The sequence below is a fragment of the Psychrobacter sp. VH5 genome, from assembly GCF_050572635.1.
Classification (GTDB): Bacteria; Pseudomonadota; Gammaproteobacteria; order Pseudomonadales; family Moraxellaceae; genus Psychrobacter; species Psychrobacter celer.
Map to the genome: position 1 here is coordinate 808,361 of NZ_CP192145.1, position 21,746 is coordinate 830,106.

Here is a 21,746-nt window from a genome sequence, read left to right on the forward strand (position 1 = left end):
GCGTCATTGTTACGGTAGAATGTTAAACAATACTTTATATTATAAAAAGGAATGCATGAAAGCTATGGTTCAATCTCATCTTAATAGGTTCACGCTGACGCATACTTCTTTAGGCAGAGTAGGGCGTATACGGCGAATTGGTCTCTTAGCAAGCGGTTTACTGATGGGCGCCGCTAGTCTGTCCGCAAATGCAGGTAGCCTGATCAGCTCAACAGAGTATCTCGATTATCAGTTACCAGAAAAAATTCAAAAGATATGTACTGAGCGTGATAATTGCCCAGATATTGAAGTCAAATATCTCAAAAGCAATCACAGCTGGATAGACAACACCGTCAACGCCCGTATTGATGCGCTGGTGGTCAATAGCAAACCTAGTGAGTCAGGCGCACGAGTGGTAAAAACGCCTGACGATGTCAAAGCGGCGCTTGATGAGTTTGTGACCTCACAGTTTGCGGAGGTGCCAGCAGACAGCGTGTTTGTCTATAGCCTTATGGTCACGCCAGAATACTTAGGTCACGTCAATGATTTTGAGCTGTTTGAAATACACTCATACGTCTTTACGGGCGGCGCTCACGGCATGCCCTATAGTGAGTATTTAACGTTTGATCTGAATACCAAAAAACAAGTCACCCTTGATGACATGCTGATCAAAGGTCAAAAGCCTCGTTTTGAAGCGCTTGCCCATAAGGCATATAAAACATGGGTCAAGACCGTCGATGAGGATGTAAGTAGCTATGAGAAAAGCTGGCCGTTTGTGTTGAGCGACAATGTGACCTTGACAGAGACAGGGATTAACATTCGTTATCAGCACTATTCTATCGGTCCATACGCCTACGGTATGCCGGTATTGAGCATTCCGTATAGCCAGCTTGATAAGGTCATCAAGCCTCACTTTATACCAAAATAGATTAAATACAGGACCACTAATTATGCTCTCTATCATCGAGTGTCAGTGAATAAAAATTGATAGTAATTTGCTTAAAATCGTTTGAAAATTAATAGAAAAAATAAGGAGTCATAGCATGATGAACCATACAGATAATGCACATACCACCGCAGATGCAGACAATTGGCGTCTCAATGCCCTAACCGAAGCGTTGGGCGATTTGACATTGACCGTCACAGACAGCCTCTCGATTGGCCGTGGCAGCGACAATGATGTGGTGCTAGGCAGTAAAGCGGTGTCACGCAACCATGCAGTACTGAGCGTGCTGGATACTGAGCTTTATGTCAAAGACTTAGACTCCTCTAACGGAACCTTTGTTAATAATAAGCGTATTGAGGCGAATAAAACGGTTCAACTGAACGCCGACGATAAGCTTGGCTTTGCTAGCTTTGAGTTTCAAGTAATGGCTTTAGCTGCCGAGGATATAGAGTCAAGAGCCATTGATCCAGCCACCAAAGAGCCGAAAGCAAAAGAGCCAGAAGAGATAGTAGGCTCAGTGCAAGAAGATCTAGAGAGCACTAGCACGCCATCGAAGCAGTCGGCAACAGAGTCATCACTGCCACCTGCCGCTGTTGAAGAAACGATCCCAGCAAGACCTGCACCACCTAGTGAGACAGTTTCAGTAGAAGCTACGCCAGAGCCAGTGGTAAAAGAAACGATCGTCGAGGAGGTGCTCGCGGCTAGTGCAGGCGAGGCTGCTATGTCCGCCGCTCCTGTAGAAGAAGATATTATTGCCCCTACGCCAGCTCAAAATGAACCTCAAGAAACTGTTGCGGCAGAGCCAGTAGCCAAAGAACAAGTCGCTGCAACGCCAGTAGTCGAAAAACCAGTAGTCGAAGAGCCAGTCGTTAACGAGCCGGCCACTAAAGATCCAGTCGTTGAAGAACCAATAGTAAAAGAGCCAAAAGCCGAAGCACCCATAGCCGAACGCCAAAGTCCTGAGCATGACAAAACCACCAAAACTGCGCTACAAGAAGAAGCGGATCCTGAGGTGCTGCGCGCCAAGCAAGCGGCGACCGCTCAGTTTTCAGGAACTGCCAATCTCGGTCAGGAGCGCGACCTTGGTACCGAAGGCAATAATGCCATGGAGCAAGCCATCAATAATCCTGCCAATGCTGGCCAAGTAGAGAAAAAGTCCAGCGGCGGCTGGTTTGTATGGGTATTTATTGCAATTTTGATTATCGGGTTGGCGTTATGGTTGTTTAATATGGGCGGCGCTTAATTTTAATGGCGTTTCATTTTAATATAGTACTGGCCAGTCCGTTTGAGCCGCTATAACCCCAGCGGGCTTTGATATAATTAGCGGCTACCAGTTATCCTTACTATGCCACTGATAATAAAATAAGCCACCAATCTGCCATTTTTATAGCGTCAACATTCAGTAGAGTGTTGACGCTATCTTGCATTTGTATTGTGACTATCGTTTTTACTGTTCTTATCTTTTGCCAGGCGTTTGCTAAGAGAGTTTCATTATGATGACCTTTGAAGAATATCAAGCTTTTCAAGACCGTGGTTTTAGCCATGCGCCACTGATAAAAAAACGCTTGATGGATGCCCAAACGCCAGTCTCGGTGTTTTCCAAAGTACGTGATTTGAGCGGTTCGGCCTACTTGTTTGAGTCGGTGGCAGGCGGTGAGCGTTGGGCACGGTATTCGATGATTGGTCTGGGTGGTGATCTGATCGTGCAATATATAGATGGGGCAATGACGGTCAAAAAAAATGATCATATCGACGTGGAGATGGTAGACCAACCATTTGAGTATATTCGTACCCTGATGGCAGAGTATCAAATGCCAACTTCAACAGACATGCCGGCACTGCCGAGCTTTAGCGGTGGTCTGGTTGGGTATTTCGGCTACGATATGGTACGGGTGATCGAGCCGAGTATGGGAGAGTGTAAAGCGCCCAACCCAATGACCATGCCTGATATGTGGCTCATGCTATCGATGAATGTGATAGTCTTTGATAGGCTAGAAAATATCCTATCTATCATCGTCTATGCTGACTGCAGAAGCGATGACGGCTATAGCCATGCCATTCGCGAGCTAGAAAAAATAGAAGACAAGCTGACAGAGATGCCAAGCTTGTACGCCCCTATCATGCCCACACCTAAGTTTAAATCGCATACTGGCATGGATAAATACAGTACGGATGTCAATAAAATCAAAGACTACATTATGACAGGGGATGTGCAGCAAGTGGTGCCAGCCCAGCGCCTGACCGCGGATTATAAAGGCAACTCGCTGGCAGTGTATCGTGCGCTGCGATTTTTAAACCCATCGCCGTATTTGTTTTTAGTGCATGGCTACACGTTAGATGATCACAAACGTTTTGATATCATCGGTGCCTCTCCTGAGATGCTATCTCGCGTAGAGGATGGCCGTGTCAGTGTGCGCCCGCTGGCAGGCACGCGCAAACGTGGCCAAGATGCCGCCGCCGATTTAGCACTTGAGACGGCGCTGCTCGCTGACCAGCAAGCGGTCGCCGAGCACTGCAAGCTCGTTGACTTAGCACGTGATGATCTTAGCCGCGTCTGTGAAGATGGCAGCGTTGAGGTCAGCCAAAAAATGGCTGTCGAGCGTTATTCGCAAGTGATGCAGATGGCCTCTCATGTTGAGGGTGCGATAACTGCTGACAAAGATGCGCTCGATGTACTGTGTGCCACTTTTCCTGCAGGCTCACTGTCAGGTACACCCAAAATCCGCGCGATGCAAATCCTCGATGAGATTGAGCCGGTGCGTCGTAGCGTCTTTGGCGGCTGCGTTGGTTATTTGGGCTGGCATGGCAATATGGACACCGCGATAGCGGTGCGCACAGCAGTGATGCGCCGCGGCAAGATACATATCCAAGTAGGCGCAAGTGTGAATGACAGTGCTACTGCAGACGCGATGTGGGAGGAGACCAACCAAAAAGCCCAAATACTGATAAAAGCCGTAAAAATGGCCTGTAATGGATTACGTATTCGCTAACGGCTAGGCTTACAGCGAACGGTAAAACAAGCACAAATGCTATGACTGCGATAAAAGCGGTCTTATGGCCAAAAAAAACAGCAACATAATCAACCGCTTGACAATTAATGTGAAATTAATCGCAAAAAAAATAAAAAAGGGCTTGCGTCTCTCAAAATATTTGATAGAATAGCCACCACTTTGAGAGAACAAGCCGACTTAGCTCAGTTGGTAGAGCAACTGACTTGTAATCAGTAGGTCGCCAGTTCGATCCCGGCAGTCGGCACCATCTCTTTCAAAGTCGCTTTTTATAAAATTGTCTTGTTTTAAAGTCATTTTTGTTCAAAGCACCCTAAGGTGGGATTGGGGAGCGGTCAAACCCAACAGACTGTAAATCTGTCGCGAAAGCTTCGAAGGTTCGAATCCTTCTCCCACCACCATATTTTAAGTTTGTCATAGCGCCAAGCAAGCTCTTATTATGATAGACTCTTTATTAGAGTCAGCCAAAACAAGAGTAATTGCGGGTGTGGTATAATGGTAACACCTTAGCCTTCCAAGCTAATGACGCGGGTTCGATTCCCGCCACCCGCTCCATTTATACACCATAGCAAAGACTACCAATAATACATCACGACAGTCAGTTATCATCGCTGCATCGTGATATTTTTTTTAGTAAATCTACAGATTTCTGCTGTAGTTATTAAAAATATGCTCATATAGCTCAGCGGTAGAGCACTCCCTTGGTAAGGGAGAGGTCTCGAGTTCAATTCTCGATATGAGCTCCATTTATTGTTTTAGCTTTTTGTGTTTGCTTTGAGCTTTAATACACAGCTTTACGTCAATATCGAAATTATAGAATATTGAAAACTATAAAATTAGTGTGGCAGATTATAATTCAAAGGTGACACTGAGGTGTTGCCTTTTAGTGCTGTCAATTGGTTAACAAAGCAGTAAAGCTTCAGCTGGTAGATTGGTTAGGGACTCGTAAGATATCGTAACGTAACCGCCATATCGCGATACCGTGGATGATGGGCAATCGCGCAAAAAGCAAGTATAATAACCAAATATATAAGTGTAATCAAAAATAAGCTTGAATAAAAACAAGTTTGAATAAAGCATTGAAACGTACCGTGTTTAGAGGCAAATGAAGAGTCTTGTGTTTGCGATAAGATGTTAAGCAAGGTCGTTTTAGTAGTTAAGCCATAGCGTCAACGGTTTGATGGTTGAATATGCATCAGAAGCCGTCAAACAGCTATTCACTGATCTTTTATTGATAAAGATTCACCAAAAAAAGAGGAATTACCCATGGCAAAGGCCAAGTTTGAACGCAACAAGCCACACGTCAACGTCGGCACCATCGGACACGTTGACCACGGTAAAACAACCCTAACCGCCGCTATCGCAACCGTAGCAGCAAAAACCTCAGGCGGCGAAGCCAAAGACTACGCGTCAATTGACTCAGCCCCAGAAGAAAAAGCACGTGGCATCACCATCAACACCTCACACGTAGAGTATGACACCGACACCCGTCACTACGCCCACGTTGACTGCCCAGGTCACGCCGATTATGTCAAAAACATGATCACTGGTGCCGCACAAATGGACGGCGCAATCCTAGTCGTATCAGCAACTGACGGCCCAATGCCACAGACTCGTGAGCACATCTTGCTATCACGTCAGGTAGGCGTACCATACATCATCGTCTTCATGAACAAATGTGACCTAGTAGACGACGAAGAATTGCTAGAGCTCGTCGAAATGGAAGTACGTGAACTCCTAAACGACTACGACTTCCCAGGCGACGACACCCCAATCATGAAAGGTAGTGCCACCCAAGCCCTAAAAGGCGACGACGGCAAATACGGCGAACCAGCAGTCGTAGAACTACTAAACACCCTAGACACCTACATCCCAGAGCCAGAGCGTGACATCGACAAAGCATTCCTAATGCCAATCGAAGACGTATTCTCAATCTCAGGTCGTGGTACCGTTGTAACTGGCCGTGTTGAATCAGGTATCGTAAAAGTTGGTGACGAAATCGAAATCGTCGGTATCAAAGACACCCAAAAAACCACCTGTACTGGTGTTGAGATGTTCCGCAAACTGCTAGACGAAGGTCGTGCAGGCGAAAACTGTGGCGTACTACTCCGTGGTACCAAGCGTGAAGAAGTCCAACGTGGCCAAGTACTAGCCAAGCCAGGTTCAATCACCCCACACACCAACTTCGACGCCGAAGTATACGTACTATCAAAAGAAGAAGGTGGTCGTCATACTCCGTTCCTAAACGGCTATCGTCCACAGTTCTACTTCCGTACCACTGACGTAACTGGTGCAATCCAATTACAAGACGGTACAGAAATGGTCATGCCTGGTGACAACGTTGAGATGAGCGTAGAGCTTATCCACCCAATCGCTATGGACAAAGGCCTACGTTTCGCTATCCGTGAAGGTGGCCGTACTGTAGGTGCTGGTGTAGTAGCTAACGTAAAAGACTAAGCGATACTGATCTCAGCGCAAGCTGACACCGAGTATTGAGTAGTGAAAAGCCATCCTTTATAGGGTGGCTTTTTTTTGGGTGCTTATAGGTGTTATGGGGTTTATTGGAAAGGGGGCGGCATGACTGTAATACAAATTTTGTCAAAAGATACTCAAGACTTTAGGGAAGTGGTGCAAGCGGTAGCTGCTATCGAGTCTATCGTCCAACCGCAGGATGCGTGGTCGTATCAGGCGATGATTGATTTGTTTGAGCAAGACAGTGTCCATCTGCTGATCGCTTATGAGTCAGCAGAGTCGGCTGCAGCCGTGCAAGGTTACTGCCTATATCAAAGCGTCTTTGAACAATCAGAGATTTTACGCATTGGCACTCATCCTAATTATCAGCGCCGCGGGCTTGCGTCGCAAATTTTTGCGCAGTTACACTTAGCGCTGAGAGATAAACAAGTAGAAAGCCTGCTATTAGAGGTGCGAGCGGACAACGCGCCTGCGATTGCGTTATATAAGCAGCAAGGCTTTGAGATGATCCATCAGCGTAAAAACTATTACCAGCTAGCCCAGAAGCCAGCTGTCGATGCCTTAATCATGCAGCTGACTTATCGTGATTTTAAATGATTGGTTCATGATTTTAAATGATGGGTAGATGATATGTAATGCACTTGTTTAACAATACAGCTGTGCAACCTTATAGGTCTGCGGGAGGTTTTCTTTTGCAAACGTCGACGTTGGGTTTGTAGTCACTATCTGCTCTCATGCGCTCAAGCACCTCAATGCGCTCGGTGAGCAGCTCAACCATGACATTGATATTGGCTTGTTGTTTTTTTACTTGTGCCAGTTTTTGCTGTGTGAGGAGTAATTGTAGGTCGATGTCTAATTGGCCATCATAATAATCATTGAGGCTGTCTCTGATTTCGGTGAGCGTAAAACCGATAGCTTGCGCGCTTTTTATGAGCTCAATACGTTCAACACATTCAGGATGAAACTCAGTATATAGCCGTGAGCCTGCCTGACGTTTGCGCGATCTGAGTAGGCCTAGCTGGTCATAGTGACGCACCGTGTCTTTGGTGGTATTGGCTTTGGCAGCCAGTTTTCCAATTAACAAAAATGAGGTATCAAGTGCCATAATAATCTCAAAAGTGGGGCGCTATTTGCCGCTTTGCCAAGGGTGTGGTGTATCAAGCAGCGAGACTGCTAGCGGTTGGTGGGAGTCACTGTGCCAATGCTCATCACCACTTACGAGCAAGCCATCTAACTGATGCAAAAAGTCAGCACGAGGTAAGGTGGTGGCGCCCAAGCTCATGAGGTGCTCGTTTGGCAATTGGCAATCGACCAGTGCGACCTGACTTTGCTCGCATAAACGCATTAAACCCCAAAACGCCATCTTGGATGCGTTTGACGCACGGTGAAACATCGATTCTCCAAAATAAATACCGCCTAGCTTTAGACCATATAGACCGCCAACGAGCGTGCCTTGTTCATCCCAAACTTCGATACTATGAGCAAAGCCTTGGGCGTGTAGCTTGCCATAAGCGTCGATCATCTCTTGATGAATCCAAGTATGCTCGCCTTCAGGCAGGCCATTGTTACGCGGTAAGCTACAAGCATGGATGACTTCGTCAAAAGCTTGATTGAGGGTGAGTTGCCAGCGTTCTTTTTTGGCCTGACGGCGCAATGACTTACTAGGTATATACTCAGCCGGCACCATGACGCAGCGCGGCTCAGGACACCACCACGCGATAGGCTCGTCTTCATTAAACCAAGGAAACAGCCCCTGCGCATAAGCAGAGATGAGCGTCTCGGAGGCCAAATCACCACCCAGCGCCACGATGCCGATGCCATCAGGGTCGATGGTGGTAGGGTCGGGAAAGTCATAACGCCCAAGACTTTTTAGGGTCTCAGGCGTGATGGGATTATGGTTTTGTTGCCAAAGATGACTCATTTAGGCTTCTTTATCAGCAGTCAATGTCGAGGCGTAGGTATGGTCAGAAGCATCTGCCTCACCGATGGCATCGAGATATTTTTCTGCATCAAGGGCGGCCATACAGCCGGTACCTGCTGAGGTAATGGCTTGACGATAGACGTGATCGGCGACATCACCTGCCGCAAATACCCCTTCGACACTGGTCTGGGTGGCGTTACCATTTAGGCCGCTATTGACGATAAGATAGCCGTCTTTCATAGCTAGCTGACCTTTGAACAAGTCGGTATTTGGCTTATGACCAATCGCCACAAACATACCCATGACATCTAGGGTTTTGGTGCTGCCATCGACGGTAGATTCGATCAACACCCCATTGACACCCATGTCGTCACCAACCACTTCTTTGACTTGATGGTTCCACTCAATTTTGATATTACCGTTTTTGGCTTTTTCAAACAGCTTGTCTTGCAGGATTTTCTCGGAGCGCAAGCTGTCGCGGCGATGCACCAAAGTCACCTCAGAGGCGATGTTTGATAGGTATAAGGCTTCTTCGACCGCGGTATTGCCGCCGCCGATGACCGCGACTTTTTGGTCTTTATAAAAGAAACCATCACAAGTAGCACAAGCAGATACGCCAAGACCTCTAAATTTGGTCTCTGACTCCAAGCCCAAATACTGCGCCGAAGCGCCCGTTGAGATGATAAGCGCATCACACGTGTAGCTGCCATTGTTGCCCGTCAATTGAAACGGACGTTCGTTTAGATTGACGTCATTGATATGATCATAGACCAACTCGGTACCGAAACGCTCGGCATGTGTCTTCATACGTTCCATCAACGCAGGACCTGTCAAATCGTACGCATCTCCTGGCCAGTTATCAACTTCTGTGGTGGTAGTCAGCTGTCCGCCAACTTCCATACCCGTGATCATGACAGGCTTTAGGTTAGCGCGCGCAGCATAGACAGCCGCGGCATAACCGGCAGGGCCTGAGCCTAAAATAATGAGCTTTTCGTGACGTGGGGCAGTAGTGTCAGTTGCCATGAGTTGTTCCTTGCTAAATATACGAATTAAAAATATACGAATTAAAAATATACGAATTAAAAATATACGAATTAAAAATGTAAGTTATAAATATAATAAAAGACGAATATCAAAAATGACTACAAATATGCTTCTTCTAATTGCTATGTGATAATAACATAAGGGCAATTGGCAAAAAGTGCAAGTTTGCTAAAGCAAACATGGGTATCATTACAATCAAAGCATCAAACCCTTGAATTTTAGGGCGCTAAAGGTAGACGCTAATCGGCCAAGTCTTTATCAAATCCGATGTAATGGTGATGATAAAGGTGTATTGTTTTATTTTCTTAAGAAGACTGTCGCCACTGTCCCTATGTATTTGTTATTATAAGAAGTTATGCCAAGCGCAGTAAGGGCTAAGTAATCTTGTCATCTATTTTGATAACCGCGCTTATAATTGTTTTATACAAGTAGCTATTGCCGCTGCGCTTGGTATCTTGGTACAGGTTGATCGGTACCGTTTATGTCAGCACTTTATGCCAGCATGGTTAGCGTTAATCATGGGTTGGCGACCATTTAGTATTATTAACAAGGCAGATCTTACGTGATATCAGCACCGCTAATTGAGTATTTAAAAAAAGGAATATTTACCCTGCTTGGGTTAATACTGACCGTTTATCTGTTTGTCATTTTGATGACGTATACGGGTAATGACCCTAGCTGGTCGCATATCAGCAGCGATATGACCACGATCAACAACATGGGCGGTAAAACTGGTGCATGGTTGTCAGATTTGCTGTATCGGTTTTTTGGTTTTGGCGCGTGGTGGCTACTGGCGTTTATGGTCTATGAGTCCATCTTGATTTGGTGGGACAATAAGCCAACATTTTGGCTGATGCGCTTGGTCGCTTATGTGTTTTTGTTATTAAGTGCCAGTGCGCTGTTTGCTCAATTGGTCGCGCTGGTGCAGCAGGTTACAGATCCTGTGGCCACTGAACTAGAAGGCGTGGCGGGCGGTATCATCGGCCTTGAGCTTCAAGCTCGTTTGGCGCAGCTATTATCGCAGTGGGGGAGTGTGGTGTTTTTGACCGTGTTTGTCACCATCACTGCAACCTTTGCGTTTAATATTCACTGGCTGAGCATTTATCAAAAAATCACCACGCTGGCTTGGCTTGGCTCAGGGGTCAAAAACAAAGAGGCGCCCGCTGCTGATGATCAAGCGGGCAAGCAGTACAGCGCTGCTGGGTATAGTGATGACCAACAGGCGCTCAAAACACCAGCAGCATCAGAGCACGAGCAGCTAGCATTAGAACTGCCCACTGCTGATGCTACGGATGGCGCACAGTTTGCGGATAAAAGTGGCCGATTTGGCAATGTGTTGTCCGAGTTTTTGACCACATCAGGACTGGCTGATAGTGTCAAAGCCTCGGTGGCTGCCGCGACACAAGCTGCAAAAGCGACTACATCGCCTGACAGCGTAGCGCCGCCTGCCATGCCGACGCAGTCGAGCGCCGAGCCGCAAAGCCCCGTAGCCGCTGCCAAAAGTGGCGCGGTCAGTGCCAGCGATGCAGCCGCGGCGACGGCCACCCCTGTGATGACTCGCAAAGTAGAGCCAAGCTTTGCATGGAATGATGCGAGCACGGTGGATGATTTATTGGCCAGCGAGCAGGCGCACTACCATACTGATGGTAGCTTTGTTGCTGGTGATAGCTATGTTAATGGCGATAGCTATATGGCAGATACGACCGACGATATCTTTGAGGCTGCATTTACCGTATCCGCCTCTTATGACAATAGTAATGAAACGCTAGATAATGAGGCGACCTCTGTGACGTCAGCTATAGAGACTCCCGATACTGATGGTACGGCAACTGACGATGTCGATACCTTGGCTGAGGCATGGTTGGCAGAACACGCAGAGACGCTCACTCCTGCTACTGCAGCAGTCGATGACGTCGTATATAAGGAATCGACGTCAGATGCTGCCGCGCCCAGCTCCGTATCTATGGAGAGTTCGGCAGCTGGTAGACCAGCGGCAGAGGCAAGAGAAGCAAACGTATCACATAGCTCAGAGGTAGAGCCTGTCGAGCCTTCGTTCAGCTCGGAGTCTACCACGCAACCCTCTGCTGTAGAGCCTACCTCAGAGGTCGCTACCGCTACCGCAGATACCGCGGATATGACCCCGACCAACACGCCGCCTGCCAACCCCAAACAAGCACCAACAGTGGCGGCCCTGACACCAGAAACATCTACCAAGCCTGCGGTGAGCTTTGCGGTACCAGAGGGAGATAGTAGCAATCATATCACCGATATGATGCCAGATGATGATGCAGAGACAGTTGCAGCCGTCATGCCAGATATCAGTGATGATGCCGCATTTAGTAAAAAGTCACGCTCAATGCAAACAGCGGCATATCGTAATAGCCTCACGCCGATACCTGAGATGTCTATCTTGGACAAGCCAGACCCTGAGCGTAAGCCCAGCTATACCGCCGCAGAGCTTGAGCAGTTGTCTGAGTTATTAGAGATTAAGCTGCAGGAGTTCAATGTCAAAGCAAGCGTGGTGAATGCCATACCAGGGCCGGTGGTGACCCGCTTTGAAGTCGAGTTGGCACCAGGCGTCAAAGCCAGTAAAGTCACGGGTATCTCGCGAGATTTGGCGCGCTCGCTATCGATGGCGTCTTTGCGTGTGGTCGAGGTGATCCCAGGCAAGCCTTATATCGGTATCGAAGTACCCAATAAAAAACGCGAAATGGTGCGTCTGATTGAGCTGCTTAATACGGAAACATACAAAGACCCTAAAGCGCAGGTTAGCATGGCGATGGGTAAAGATATCGGTGGCAATCCGATCATCACCGATCTTGCACGGGCGCCACACATGTTGGTCGCCGGCACCACAGGCTCTGGTAAGTCGGTACTGGTCAACTCCATGCTACTGTCCATGCTCCTCAAATATACCCCCAATGAGCTGCGCCTGATTTTGATTGACCCAAAGCAGCTTGAGCTTGCCAACTACAATGATATCCCGCATCTACTGACGCCAGTGGTCACTGACATGACTGAAGCGGCCAGTAGTCTCTCGTGGTGCGTGGCGGAGATGGAGCGCCGCTATCAGCTCATGAGCCTGCTGAAGGTACGTAAGCTGGGCGAATTTAACAAAAAAGTCGTCGCCGCCGAAAAAGCAGGCAAGCCTATCATCGATCCGCTATGGCGACCCAACGACAGCGTCAGTATGAGCCAAGCGCCTAAGCTCAAGACATTACCGATGATTGTGATTGTCGCAGATGAGTTTGCTGATATGATTATGCAGGTCGGTAAACAGGCCGAAGAGCTGATCACGCGGTTGGCACAAAAGTCACGTGCGGCTGGTATTCATTTGATGCTCGCCACTCAGCGTCCGTCAGTCGACGTCATTACCGGTTTGATCAAAGCCAATATTCCAGTGCGAGCCGCCCTCCGTGTGAATTCAAAGGTCGATTCGCGTACCATCTTGGATAGCGGCGGCGCAGAGGACATGCTGGGCAACGGCGATATGCTGTTTTTAGGGCCAGGCCAGATTGAGCCGGATCGTGTGCATGGCGCTTACGTCAGTGACGAAGAGGTCAACCGTGTCTGTGACGCATGGCGTGAGCGCGGCGCCCCCGACTATATTGACAACATGGCGGGGAACTTTGAGCTATCTAGCCCTGGCGGCGGTAGTACTGGCAATGCATCGGGTGAAGACGACGACTTATACGATGAGGCAGTCGCCTTTATTATGGAAACGCGCAAAGTATCAGCCTCTAGTATTCAGCGTAAATTTAGTATCGGCTATAACCGCGCCGCTCGTATTGTTGACTCCATGGAGGAGGCTGGGCTGGTCAGCTCGATGGGCAAAAGCGGCAAGCGTGAGCTGTTGATGTGATGAACAGTGAGTTTGATTGAGTGACAAAAAGCGAGTTACAGTAAGTAGCTCGCTTTTTTTATGAGCGTTGTTTGCCATCACAACGTACAAATTTGCCGTCCTAAAATAGATGACATGATAGATTCAGTAGATCAGGCCGCCCTGCATATATAGACATCAGATATCAGATATGGAGTAAACACAGCAGTGTCGATAAGGTGGTTACTATTGAAGCGATGAAACCGATATACTAAAAGTGATAAATAACTTAAGAACAAGGAAGCTCGGTTATGTTTAAAGAATACACCCAGTATGATGCGATAGCGCTAGCGGCATTGGTGAATGCCGGAGAGGTCAGCGCAAGAGAGCTGCTGGATGCGGCTATCTATCAAGCCAATAAGCTCAACCCTAAGCTAAATGCCATCATTCATCGTTTTGATGAGCGTGCCTATCACGCAGCGGCACAAGGCCTACCGGCAGGCGCGTTTACAGGCGTGCCTTACTTGCTCAAAGATTTGTCATTTAGCTTTGAGGGAGAGCCTGTCACGATGGGCAGCCGTAGTGTCAATATTGTCTCAAAAGACGACAGCGAAATCGTCAAGCGTATGAAAGCCACTGGCGTCAATACCTTTGGCAAGACCAATACCCCTGAGTTTGGGTTGATCATCACCACCGAGCCCAAGGCGCATGGCGCAACGCATAATCCCTTTAAAAAAGGCTACAGTGCTGGCGGCTCCTCAGGCGGTAGTGCAGCGGCGGTGGCAAGCGGTATTGTACCGATGGCAGGCGCTGGTGATGGTGGCGGCTCGATACGCTTTCCTGCGGCGTGGTGCGGCGCGTTTGGCTTAAAGCCTAGTCGTGGCCGTAACCCCATGGGCCCGACATTTGGGGAGGGCTGGGAAGGCGCTGTCGCCGATCATGTGATTACCCGCTCCGTTCGCGATAGTGCCGCGATGCTCGATGCCACCAGTGGCGCTGAGATTGGCGCGCCCTTTATCATTGCGCCGCCAGAGGGGTCGTTTTTGCAGGCTGCGATGCGCGCACCGCGGCAGCTGACCATTGCGCTACATCAGCAGCCACTGATCGCAGGTACGGTGGTGGACAAGGAAGTGCTGGCGGTCCTTGAAAAAACTGCCAAGCAGTTAGAGACCATGGGGCATCGCGTGGTGCCTGCCGAGCCTAACATCAATATCGAGCAATTTTGGCATGATTTTATGGTTGTGGTGTGCGCCCATACAGCATTTACCATCGATAATATCGAGCGTGATTTTGGGTCGCAGCATATCAAAAAACTAGAGCCACAAACCTACAATATGGCGCTTTTGGGTCGTTCATTATCAGCGGTAGACTTGGCGCATGCCAAACACGGCTGGCATCACAGTCAATATCAGACAGGCTTATTACTAGAAGAGTACGATATGATTTTGTGTCCGACCGTACCGACACCAGCGGTCAAGCATGGCGTACTGCCGCCTAGCCGTATGGATGAGATGCTGATGCGTAGCGCAGAGCTGCTCAATAAAGGCATAGATATGGGGAAATACGCCTTTAGCTCAGGCATGATAGAAAAGCTGAGCCAGCCTGTGCTGAGTAAGATGGCTTTTACCTTACTAGCTAATGTCACAGGTTTGCCCGCGATGTCACTGCCGGTAGGCATGAGCAAAAAAGGTTTGCCGATTGGTATGCAGCTGATCGGACGGATGAATGATGAGGCGACGTTGTTTAGTATCGCAGGTGAGATGGAGCGTGCAGGGCTGTTTACGAAGTCAGCGTTTGAGAAGTAGCTCAAGCTATTCAAAACAACGTCGCCAAAACGCAGCAGCTGAGATACCTTAGTCGAAGCGATAAATATCCATACCTAAGCTATGGTGCGCCATGCTTTGATGTATCACTGAGACGCGCTGGCCGGCACCCAAAGCAAAAAACAGCGGCAACAGATGCTCATCACTAGGATGGATGTCTTTATAATTGGGATAACGCTGCCAATCAAGAGCGCTTGGAATGTCGGTTTTGAGCTGCTTGAGTAGCCATATTCTAAAACTATTGGCGCTCTGATCGATGCTGTCCGCCTGCCAGCGCAGGGCTTGCAAGTTATGAGTGATATTGCCTGAGCCGATGATCAGTATCTGCTCATCACGCAAACTCGCCAGCTGCGCCCCTAACTGATAGCAGGCGAGACTGTCATAATGCTGCGGCAAAGAAATCTGTACGATCGGAATAGTGGCCTCTGGATACAGATGTTTGAGCGGCGCCCAGACGCCATGATCAGAGGCGCGCATGGGGTTTAGTCTGCAGGTAATACCGCGCGCGCTGAGCTGCTGCGCAAGCGACTCGGCAAGCAGCGGATGACCTGCGGCAGGGTATTGTATCTCATACAGCTCAGCGCCAAACCCAGAAAAATCATGCCAAGTCTTTGGCTGAGGATTGCTGCTGATTTCAAGCTTTGCTGATTGCCAATGTGCTGACATAATAACGATGGCACGCGGCACAGGCAGGTTTTGGCCGATACGCGCCAAGGCACTGGTCGTCGCTGACTGCTCTGTGGCTAGGCTTGGCGCGCCGTGCGAGACAAATAGCGCAGGCAGCTTTGCGTGCTTAGAGAGGGTAGAAGTATCAGGCCACGCATCAGCGGCACTAATGGGCGCTGACGTGTGGCTGCCTGATGGTTGCTGCTCGGCGCTCGGCGCAGTAGCAGTAAGTGCTGTGTTTTTTGAATGAGTCATGTAGCGTTTATTAGGGCTTGCAGCGATATTTCAATCCTGCTTGTCTGTTATCCTATCAAAAGCCTGATCTGTCTTGTGAGTATTTAGTTGCCACGATGATAGGGGTGGTTGTGATTGATGCTCATGGCGCGGTAGAGCTGCTCCATCAATACCACGCGTACCAGTGGATGCGGCAGTGTCAGCGCCGATAGTGACCATTTGACATCGGCTTTTGCCAACACTTCTGGCGATACGCCATCAGCGCCGCCAATGACCAGTGCGATATCATCGCCTTGCTGCATCGAGTCTGCCAGCTTTTCCGCCAGCCCTTCTGTCGAGAGCATCTTCCCTTTGATATCTAGTACCCATAGCTGCTCGCGGCTGGATGCTTGGTGAGCGGCCAATATGGCTTGTCCTTCTTGCTCGCGGTACTGAGCGAGGTTGGCTTTAGAAGGGTTCTTTGCCCGCTTTGCTGCCGCTATCTCGACAATCTCAGTACTGAGCATGGGCTGAATACGTTTAAAGTACTCATCAAAACCAGTTTGTACCCATTTTGGCATCTTAGTGCCCACGGTCAAGATTCTTACCTTCATATGATGTACCACTTCGATAATTAAAAAATATAACAAAAGAGAATGTAACAAAAGAATTCTACGCTTAAGATATTGTAACAAACAAGCCTTTTACCTCGCATTTTTTTGTGCTTTACTAGCGTTTGACAAACAGTTGTTCTTTCTATTTGTTTTTTAGTTCTCACTTATGTGACTACACATTCAGGTAGACCGTTTTTAACGAAAGGAGTCGTTTATGAACCGTATTACAGCCAGTACGCTCACTCTTATGGCAGGAGCCTTATTGCCCCTATCTGCGCAAGCGGCCTCATTAGATGGCACGCAGTGGCAAACCATCGATGATAAGACGGGGGAGAAAAAAGCCATCATTCAGCTAAATGAAAGAGGTGGTAAGGTCTCAGGTAAAATTATTAAGGTGCTTAATAAAGAAAAAGCCAAAGCCGTCTGTACTAAATGTCCTGGTAATCTTAAAAACCAGCCAGTGGAAGGCTTGCAGATTTTGACCGGTCTCAAGGCAGAGGGCAACAACCAATGGAGCGACGGTAAGCTGGTCGATCCTGAGTCTGGCAAAGTATATTCAGGAAAAATCACCTTAAGTGACAATGGTCAAAGTCTTGATCTGCGCGGTTATGTCGGCACGCCATTGTTTGGCCGCTCACAGACGTGGCAACGCATCAAATAGAATGCTTACTGCATTAGTCATCTCAAAACCAGTCACTTCAAAACCCCTCACATCAAAGGCTTAATGGTTTGTGAGATAGTGTTTTCTTTGCCGTGCGTGTCATCTGTAGGTTTGGGGATAATGGTCAGCTTGGCGTCAGACTCAAAGACCACCGCTTCGACATCATCAAAGCTGTTGATATTTTGAGAGCGCATCGCACATTCTATCTCTTGACGGGTCAGGCGCTCAGACCGCATGGCATCTGGCAAAAACTGGCCTTGATAAAAGACGATACGCGGCTCTGATAAAATAAAGTTACTAAACTGCGGTGATACCGAGGCGTATTTGGTGACCAAAAACTGCAACAGATAAAGCACCAATATCGAGGAGACTCCTTCGATAAACGGAACGTCTTTGAGCAAGATGGTGCTGGCGCCCAGAGACCCGATCATCACCGTGACGACCCAATCGAAGTTGTTGAGCTGCGAGGTGGAGCGTTTGCCTGAGACTTTGGTCACCAGTACGATTAAGACGTACACCATGACGGTCGTCAACACGATACGGCCAAGCTTGTCTATATTGTCAAAAAAAATCATGTCCATAAAGCTAGCTCCTATTGAAAATACCAAAGCAAGTCGCTTAACACTGTAGGCGTTTACCTTAGCCTAACGGATTTTGCTCAGCAATAGAAAAAAACTTTGTAGCACCGTGTATAGTCAGCGTTTTTTAAGGCACTCATATAGTCAATCCTAAATAAATTGACAGGCAGGATAGCAGGTGCCACGCCGTCATATTTTACGGGTATTTATTTTGCATAGCATCTATCGGCGTAGGCTCAGCATGTCATCGTGTTCTAAGTGAACAGAATCCTGTCGGGTCGTTTAGGGTTTTAGAGCGTCTTATAGGGTTTTGGGCGCAGGATCGAGTAGGTGGTTAAATGCCCAGATGCTGATGCGCGCGCTGACCAGTGACAGCACCACGATCATCACTAGCGCAGAGAGTAAGGGTAATGGCTGCTGCTTGGCCATCGCCAGCAAAACCTCACGGCTGATATCGTCAAACAGCAAAAACCATAACGCTAAAAAATACAGCCCCGTCAATAGCCAGACGACCATGATACCGCCCAGCATCAAGCGGTTGATTTCGTCTTTGTAAAGAGCACGCTGCTGATGCTTAACAAACTTGTTGACTGCGATATAGGCTGCAAGGATGATGGATAAGACGGTGACCAGCTGTGCATTTAATGCCAGTTTGGTCTGAATCAGCATAAATAGGGCGCTGGCCAGTACATAACCGATCGCAAAGTATCCAATGTATGGCGGCAGCTGAGGCTGAGTGCTCGCGCGTGTCGTGGCCAGTCCGTGAGGGTCGGTAGCGGGGCTGGGTTTATTGAGATTGGTGGTTTTGCGTGACATAAGCGCGCCTTATTCAGATAAAAAGAGAGTCGCAGTATTAGGGTGTGTCTTCAATTCATTCGATAGTTATAGTCGATACACTCTAAAAATGTCATAGCGCTACTGGGATGCTATTTTTAAACGTAGGTTGCGCAGCCTCTGGGAACGCAGCACGCAAGTAAAATTTATACCAGTAGCGCGTTTAAATCCATAACAGTTTTACATTCAGCTAACTATATCTAAATGGGCTAAAAATGGCCAAATTTTGCCAAACATCGTCAAATAGCGGGTTTATATCCCGATATTAACGGCGCTATTTTCCTTGTTTGACCGCAATGTTTGACCGCAATTTATCCCATTTTTATCACCATTTTTGAAACGAAGACACACCCTAGTGCTGCGCGGTCCAGTCCAGCATCGCATCGAGTACGGGTCTTGCCGTATAAGCATTGAGCGCTTGCTCGCTATTGATGATACCCACGACCACATAGTCTTGCCCCGATAGGCCTTTGACATAGCCTGCCATAGAGGTGACGTTATTGAGCGTACCTGTCTTAATCCAAGCGCGGCCAATGGCGGCTGACTCAGGCAAGCGGGTACTGTGCGCGCTAATGGTGCCACTGACACCAGCGATGCCGAGCGAGTTGACATAAGCGTCAAAACTTGGGTGATCGTAGGCATAGATTAGCAGCTCGTTTAGGTTGGCCGCGGTGATCGTGCAGTCACGGCACAAGCCTGAGCCGTTGGTCAGTGACGGCGCAGGCGTGTCTAGATGGTGTTGCCACCACTGGTTGATGGTCTGTAGGGCTACCGGATAGTTAGTGGTTGCAGGTTTGCCAAACTGATAGAGACTCGTCTTGTTGCCTCCTGCTTTTTCTTGTCCTTTTGGCTTGCTAACGGCAGTTTGAGTGGGTGTAGCAGTGTCAGCCGCGGTCGTTTTAGTATCAGATGGCGGGGCGTAAGCGGCAATGGATAATGCCACTTGCTCAGTCATGACGTTGTTTGAAAAATGGTTGATGTCGTGGATTTGCTGAGCCAAGTTTAACGACGGATAGCTGACCTGTGGCAGCGGTGACATCGGTAGCGCACGCAAACCTGTTTTTGGCTGTTTATGAGATGACGCATTATAGGGCGTCTCGCGGCTGAGCACATCGCCTGTCAGGGTATTGCCCAGTGCTTGCCATTTTGCCTTAATGACCCGCGCGGCAAAGTCTTTGGCATCAGGATAAGCCACATAAAACGCGTGCTCTTGGCAGCTATTTGGCAGGTTTTGATGAAACACCAGTTGGCTGGCTTGCCATACTGGCGCAAGGCTATAACGCGCCTGTCCACAGCTCGCTGAGCGAGTGGCTATGGTGGTGGGCAATTGATAATCGGCCAGCTGCGGTGTGTAGGTGAGTCGCGCGCGGTCAGTGTCCAGCGGATAGCTTTTGATACCGATGGTACTAAAATTTACCAAAAAGCCATCAGGACTTGCATTATAAGGACGCAATGGCGCGTTGTCAAAGGCGGCAGGGTCTTTGCCCACCTTATCAAACACTGTGCTGTCGACGATGATATCACCTTCGATATGACGAATACCTGAGGCTTGCACGTGATAGAGTAGCTGCTGTAGGCGCTCATGCGTCATTTTTGGGTCGCCGCTGCCTTGTAGCACCAAGTCGCCATACAATCGCTCGCCGATGATCATGCCAGTATGATAGACGCGGGTATGCCAGACAAAATCCGCCCCAAGTGTATCTAGCGCGATAAAGCTCGGCACCAGCTTCATGGTGCTGGCAGGGGTGCGCGCTACCTGAGCTTGATGATTCAGTAAGGGTGAAAAAAATATCTTGGTCGTTGTATGTGCGGTGCTTTTTTGCTCGACACCCGCGCCGTCATTGACGCTACTATCGTCGGTGCTACTGTCTTGGCTTGTTTGCATTTTAGCGTTTGGCCACTTGGCCTCTGACGGTAGGGTGGGAATGCTCTCTAAGCTTTGATAAGTAGAAGGGTCGTCGGTATAGGCGTGTAGCTGCCGCTCATGCTTTTGGATGGTTTGTTTTTCTATGGTCACAAGCGCGCTTTGATAACTGGCAGCGTTGTTTGAGCGCTCTGCTGGATGCTGGCTGTCGGTGACTTTGATAGGCGCTGGTAAGCGACTGGCGTTTTTGTCGCCCACTGGCGTGATGACGATACTGATGTCGGCGGCGCTCAACTCTGCACGTGACAAGGCGGTTTGGATGGCCTCTGGTAGCGCCGCTTGGGCAACAAGCGGTGCCGCCAGCGTAGTGGCCAATAATGCTTGTCTGACCAAGTGCGTGACCAAGCGCCTGCCAAGTCGATGCAGTCGTAACGGCGCAACCGCAGCGTGCGGCGGCGTATCAAAGGCAGAAGGCTTCTCATGATAATGGGGGGTAGAAGTGGATTGCATGAGTATCGTTCATCAGGTGGCAAAAATAGCCTATGGTATCATGAGTTCTGCTTTTCGCGTAGATGGGGCGCGTTGATTATCAAGGGCATGTATCAGTCTCGCGCATTCATACAGGGTGTCTATTTTCTGTAGGGTCTTGCCATATCGGCTATAGCTGATGGCACGCTCTAGCGAACATGCAAAAACGCCATGGCGGTCATGGTGGCATCATTATAGGCGTCATGAGCACCCAAATCAGGAATCTGATAATGCGCTAAGATGTTGGTCAGCTGCTGCGCTTGGCTGGAGAGCCCTTGGGTTTGACCACTCATACGCCGACTGTATAAGTGCCGAATATCGATGATTTTATTGGGCAAGGTGGTGCCCATGTAGTCTTTTACCAATGGGTTTAAAAACCCCATATCTATCTGCGGACAAAACCCCACAATCGGACGGTTGCCGATAAAGGGCAGTAGCCGCGCCAGCATCTCATCATAGCTCATACCATGCTCGACATCAGCGGTACGTAGACCATGGATTACGATGGTATCGCGGTCAGGCATGACGGGCGGGCGACAGACCAGATGGATGCCATTGCCCGTATCGATGCTAGAGCCATCGATATGAATCGCGGCCACCGATAGTAGGTGGTGCTTTTTGGGGTTTAGCCCCGTCATCTCACAGTCGAGCGCCACCCACCGCTCAGTGGCAGGTTGATCAAACATTGCCGCCAGCTCAGGCCGCTGCAGCTGCATTTTTTGCCATTTGCATGATAATTGGGTCAGCCAGCTCATATTCTGTATTCTCTCTTTGC

General features: G+C 48.7%; 17 protein-coding genes and 4 tRNA genes. 12 read left to right on the top strand and 9 right to left on the bottom strand.

From position 1 onward, the window contains the following. Positions 1–163: 163 nt before the first annotated feature. From ACNFVB_RS03425 to rimI, 9 genes are all read left to right on the top strand, one after another. Positions 164–907, top strand: coding sequence for an RsiV family protein (locus ACNFVB_RS03425; RefSeq protein WP_430738104.1), 744 nt, complete (start codon positions 164–166; stop codon positions 905–907). A 115-nt stretch (positions 908–1,022) separates the two neighbouring features. Beyond that, positions 1,023–2,168, top strand: a complete 1,146-nt coding sequence (locus tag ACNFVB_RS03430; protein WP_430738105.1) for an FHA domain-containing protein — start codon at positions 1,023–1,025, stop codon at positions 2,166–2,168. A 250-nt stretch (positions 2,169–2,418) separates the two neighbouring features. Then, on the top strand, positions 2,419–3,915 hold the full coding sequence (locus ACNFVB_RS03435; protein WP_430738106.1) for an anthranilate synthase component I family protein: 1,497 nt from the start codon (positions 2,419–2,421) through the stop codon (positions 3,913–3,915). Positions 3,916–4,107: 192 nt separating this feature from the next. After that, positions 4,108–4,183 (top strand) — tRNA-Thr (locus tag ACNFVB_RS03440). 67 nt (positions 4,184–4,250) lie between these two features. Continuing rightward, positions 4,251–4,334 (top strand) — tRNA-Tyr (locus ACNFVB_RS03445). Between the two features lie 80 nt (positions 4,335–4,414). Next, positions 4,415–4,488: transfer RNA gene (locus ACNFVB_RS03450), tRNA-Gly, on the top strand. Positions 4,489–4,604: 116 nt separating this feature from the next. Further along, positions 4,605–4,679: transfer RNA gene (locus tag ACNFVB_RS03455), tRNA-Thr, on the top strand. A gap of 520 nt (positions 4,680–5,199) precedes the next feature. After that, the gene (gene tuf, locus ACNFVB_RS03460) at positions 5,200–6,390 is read left to right on the top strand and encodes an elongation factor Tu (RefSeq protein WP_430737622.1); all 1,191 of its coding nucleotides are present in this window, start codon (positions 5,200–5,202) and stop codon (positions 6,388–6,390) included. 120 nt (positions 6,391–6,510) lie between these two features. Continuing rightward, on the top strand, positions 6,511–7,002 hold the full coding sequence (gene rimI / locus ACNFVB_RS03465) for a ribosomal protein S18-alanine N-acetyltransferase (RefSeq protein WP_430738107.1): 492 nt from the start codon (positions 6,511–6,513) through the stop codon (positions 7,000–7,002). A 70-nt stretch (positions 7,003–7,072) separates the two neighbouring features. On the opposite strand, the gene ACNFVB_RS03470 is transcribed toward rimI, so the two are convergent. The 3 genes from ACNFVB_RS03470 to trxB are packed head-to-tail and all read right to left on the bottom strand — an operon-like array spanning position 7,073 to position 9,349. Then, positions 7,073–7,510: a MerR family transcriptional regulator gene (locus ACNFVB_RS03470; RefSeq protein ID WP_334221950.1), complete on the bottom strand. Its 438-nt coding sequence runs from the start codon at positions 7,508–7,510 to the stop codon at positions 7,073–7,075. A 21-nt stretch (positions 7,511–7,531) separates the two neighbouring features. Beyond that, a complete protein-coding gene (aat, locus tag ACNFVB_RS03475; RefSeq protein ID WP_430738108.1) occupies positions 7,532–8,326 on the bottom strand; it encodes a leucyl/phenylalanyl-tRNA--protein transferase in 795 nt (264 codons plus the stop codon). Beyond that, a complete protein-coding gene (trxB, locus tag ACNFVB_RS03480) occupies positions 8,327–9,349 on the bottom strand; it encodes a thioredoxin-disulfide reductase (protein WP_430738109.1) in 1,023 nt (340 codons plus the stop codon). A 583-nt stretch (positions 9,350–9,932) separates the two neighbouring features. Between trxB and ACNFVB_RS03485 the strand changes: the two genes are divergently transcribed. Both ACNFVB_RS03485 and ACNFVB_RS03490 read left to right on the top strand, forming a co-directional pair. Then, positions 9,933–13,232: a DNA translocase FtsK 4TM domain-containing protein gene (locus ACNFVB_RS03485; protein ID WP_430738110.1), complete on the top strand. Its 3,300-nt coding sequence runs from the start codon at positions 9,933–9,935 to the stop codon at positions 13,230–13,232. A 269-nt stretch (positions 13,233–13,501) separates the two neighbouring features. Next, complete coding sequence (locus ACNFVB_RS03490) at positions 13,502–14,995, top strand: amidase (protein ID WP_430738111.1); 1,494 nt, start codon at positions 13,502–13,504, stop codon at positions 14,993–14,995. Between the two features lie 48 nt (positions 14,996–15,043). Here the strand turns inward: ACNFVB_RS03490 and ACNFVB_RS03495 are convergent, their stop codons facing one another. Together ACNFVB_RS03495 and rlmH are read right to left on the bottom strand one after the other, a co-directional pair. Continuing rightward, complete coding sequence (locus ACNFVB_RS03495; protein WP_430738112.1) at positions 15,044–15,934, bottom strand: DODA-type extradiol aromatic ring-opening family dioxygenase; 891 nt, start codon at positions 15,932–15,934, stop codon at positions 15,044–15,046. Positions 15,935–16,017: 83 nt separating this feature from the next. Further along, a complete protein-coding gene (gene rlmH / locus ACNFVB_RS03500) occupies positions 16,018–16,506 on the bottom strand; it encodes a 23S rRNA (pseudouridine(1915)-N(3))-methyltransferase RlmH (protein WP_430738113.1) in 489 nt (162 codons plus the stop codon). Between the two features lie 214 nt (positions 16,507–16,720). On the opposite strand from rlmH, the gene ACNFVB_RS03505 reads away from it, so the two are divergent. Beyond that, complete coding sequence (locus ACNFVB_RS03505; RefSeq protein WP_105244863.1) at positions 16,721–17,167, top strand: DUF2147 domain-containing protein; 447 nt, start codon at positions 16,721–16,723, stop codon at positions 17,165–17,167. A 47-nt stretch (positions 17,168–17,214) separates the two neighbouring features. Here ACNFVB_RS03505 and ACNFVB_RS03510 read toward each other — a convergent pair whose 3' ends face one another. The 4 genes from ACNFVB_RS03510 to ACNFVB_RS03525 all read right to left on the bottom strand — a co-directional run bounded on the left by ACNFVB_RS03510 (position 17,215) and on the right by ACNFVB_RS03525 (position 21,726). Further along, positions 17,215–17,748 carry a DUF421 domain-containing protein gene (locus tag ACNFVB_RS03510; RefSeq protein ID WP_430738114.1) on the bottom strand — a complete coding sequence of 178 codons (534 nt, stop codon included), beginning with the start codon at positions 17,746–17,748 and terminating at the stop codon, positions 17,215–17,217. A gap of 297 nt (positions 17,749–18,045) precedes the next feature. Further along, positions 18,046–18,561, bottom strand: a complete 516-nt coding sequence (locus ACNFVB_RS03515; protein WP_430738115.1) for an ABZJ_00895 family protein — start codon at positions 18,559–18,561, stop codon at positions 18,046–18,048. Between the two features lie 370 nt (positions 18,562–18,931). Next, entirely contained in the window at positions 18,932–20,953 is a 2,022-nt protein-coding gene (locus tag ACNFVB_RS03520; protein ID WP_430738116.1) for a D-alanyl-D-alanine carboxypeptidase/D-alanyl-D-alanine-endopeptidase, read from the bottom strand. A gap of 167 nt (positions 20,954–21,120) precedes the next feature. Then, positions 21,121–21,726, bottom strand: a complete 606-nt coding sequence (locus ACNFVB_RS03525) for a 3'-5' exonuclease (RefSeq protein WP_105244867.1) — start codon at positions 21,724–21,726, stop codon at positions 21,121–21,123. Positions 21,727–21,746: the final 20 nt, after the last annotated feature.

Coding starts and splice junctions, on each gene's coding strand:
- ACNFVB_RS03425 (WP_430738104.1), top strand. CDS start 164: ATGGGCGCCGCTAGTCTGTCCGCAAATGCAGGTAGCCTGATCAGCTCA.
- ACNFVB_RS03430 (WP_430738105.1), top strand. CDS start 1,023: ATGATGAACCATACAGATAATGCACATACCACCGCAGATGCAGACAAT.
- ACNFVB_RS03435 (WP_430738106.1), top strand. CDS start 2,419: ATGATGACCTTTGAAGAATATCAAGCTTTTCAAGACCGTGGTTTTAGC.
- tuf (WP_430737622.1), top strand. CDS start 5,200: ATGGCAAAGGCCAAGTTTGAACGCAACAAGCCACACGTCAACGTCGGC.
- rimI (WP_430738107.1), top strand. CDS start 6,511: ATGACTGTAATACAAATTTTGTCAAAAGATACTCAAGACTTTAGGGAA.
- ACNFVB_RS03470 (WP_334221950.1), bottom strand. CDS start 7,510: ATGGCACTTGATACCTCATTTTTGTTAATTGGAAAACTGGCTGCCAAA.
- aat (WP_430738108.1), bottom strand. CDS start 8,326: ATGAGTCATCTTTGGCAACAAAACCATAATCCCATCACGCCTGAGACC.
- trxB (WP_430738109.1), bottom strand. CDS start 9,349: ATGGCAACTGACACTACTGCCCCACGTCACGAAAAGCTCATTATTTTA.
- ACNFVB_RS03490 (WP_430738111.1), top strand. CDS start 13,502: ATGTTTAAAGAATACACCCAGTATGATGCGATAGCGCTAGCGGCATTG.
- ACNFVB_RS03495 (WP_430738112.1), bottom strand. CDS start 15,934: ATGACTCATTCAAAAAACACAGCACTTACTGCTACTGCGCCGAGCGCC.
- rlmH (WP_430738113.1), bottom strand. CDS start 16,506: ATGAAGGTAAGAATCTTGACCGTGGGCACTAAGATGCCAAAATGGGTA.
- ACNFVB_RS03505 (WP_105244863.1), top strand. CDS start 16,721: ATGAACCGTATTACAGCCAGTACGCTCACTCTTATGGCAGGAGCCTTA.
- ACNFVB_RS03510 (WP_430738114.1), bottom strand. CDS start 17,748: ATGGACATGATTTTTTTTGACAATATAGACAAGCTTGGCCGTATCGTG.
- ACNFVB_RS03515 (WP_430738115.1), bottom strand. CDS start 18,561: ATGTCACGCAAAACCACCAATCTCAATAAACCCAGCCCCGCTACCGAC.
- ACNFVB_RS03520 (WP_430738116.1), bottom strand. CDS start 20,953: ATGCAATCCACTTCTACCCCCCATTATCATGAGAAGCCTTCTGCCTTT.
- ACNFVB_RS03525 (WP_105244867.1), bottom strand. CDS start 21,726: ATGAGCTGGCTGACCCAATTATCATGCAAATGGCAAAAAATGCAGCTG.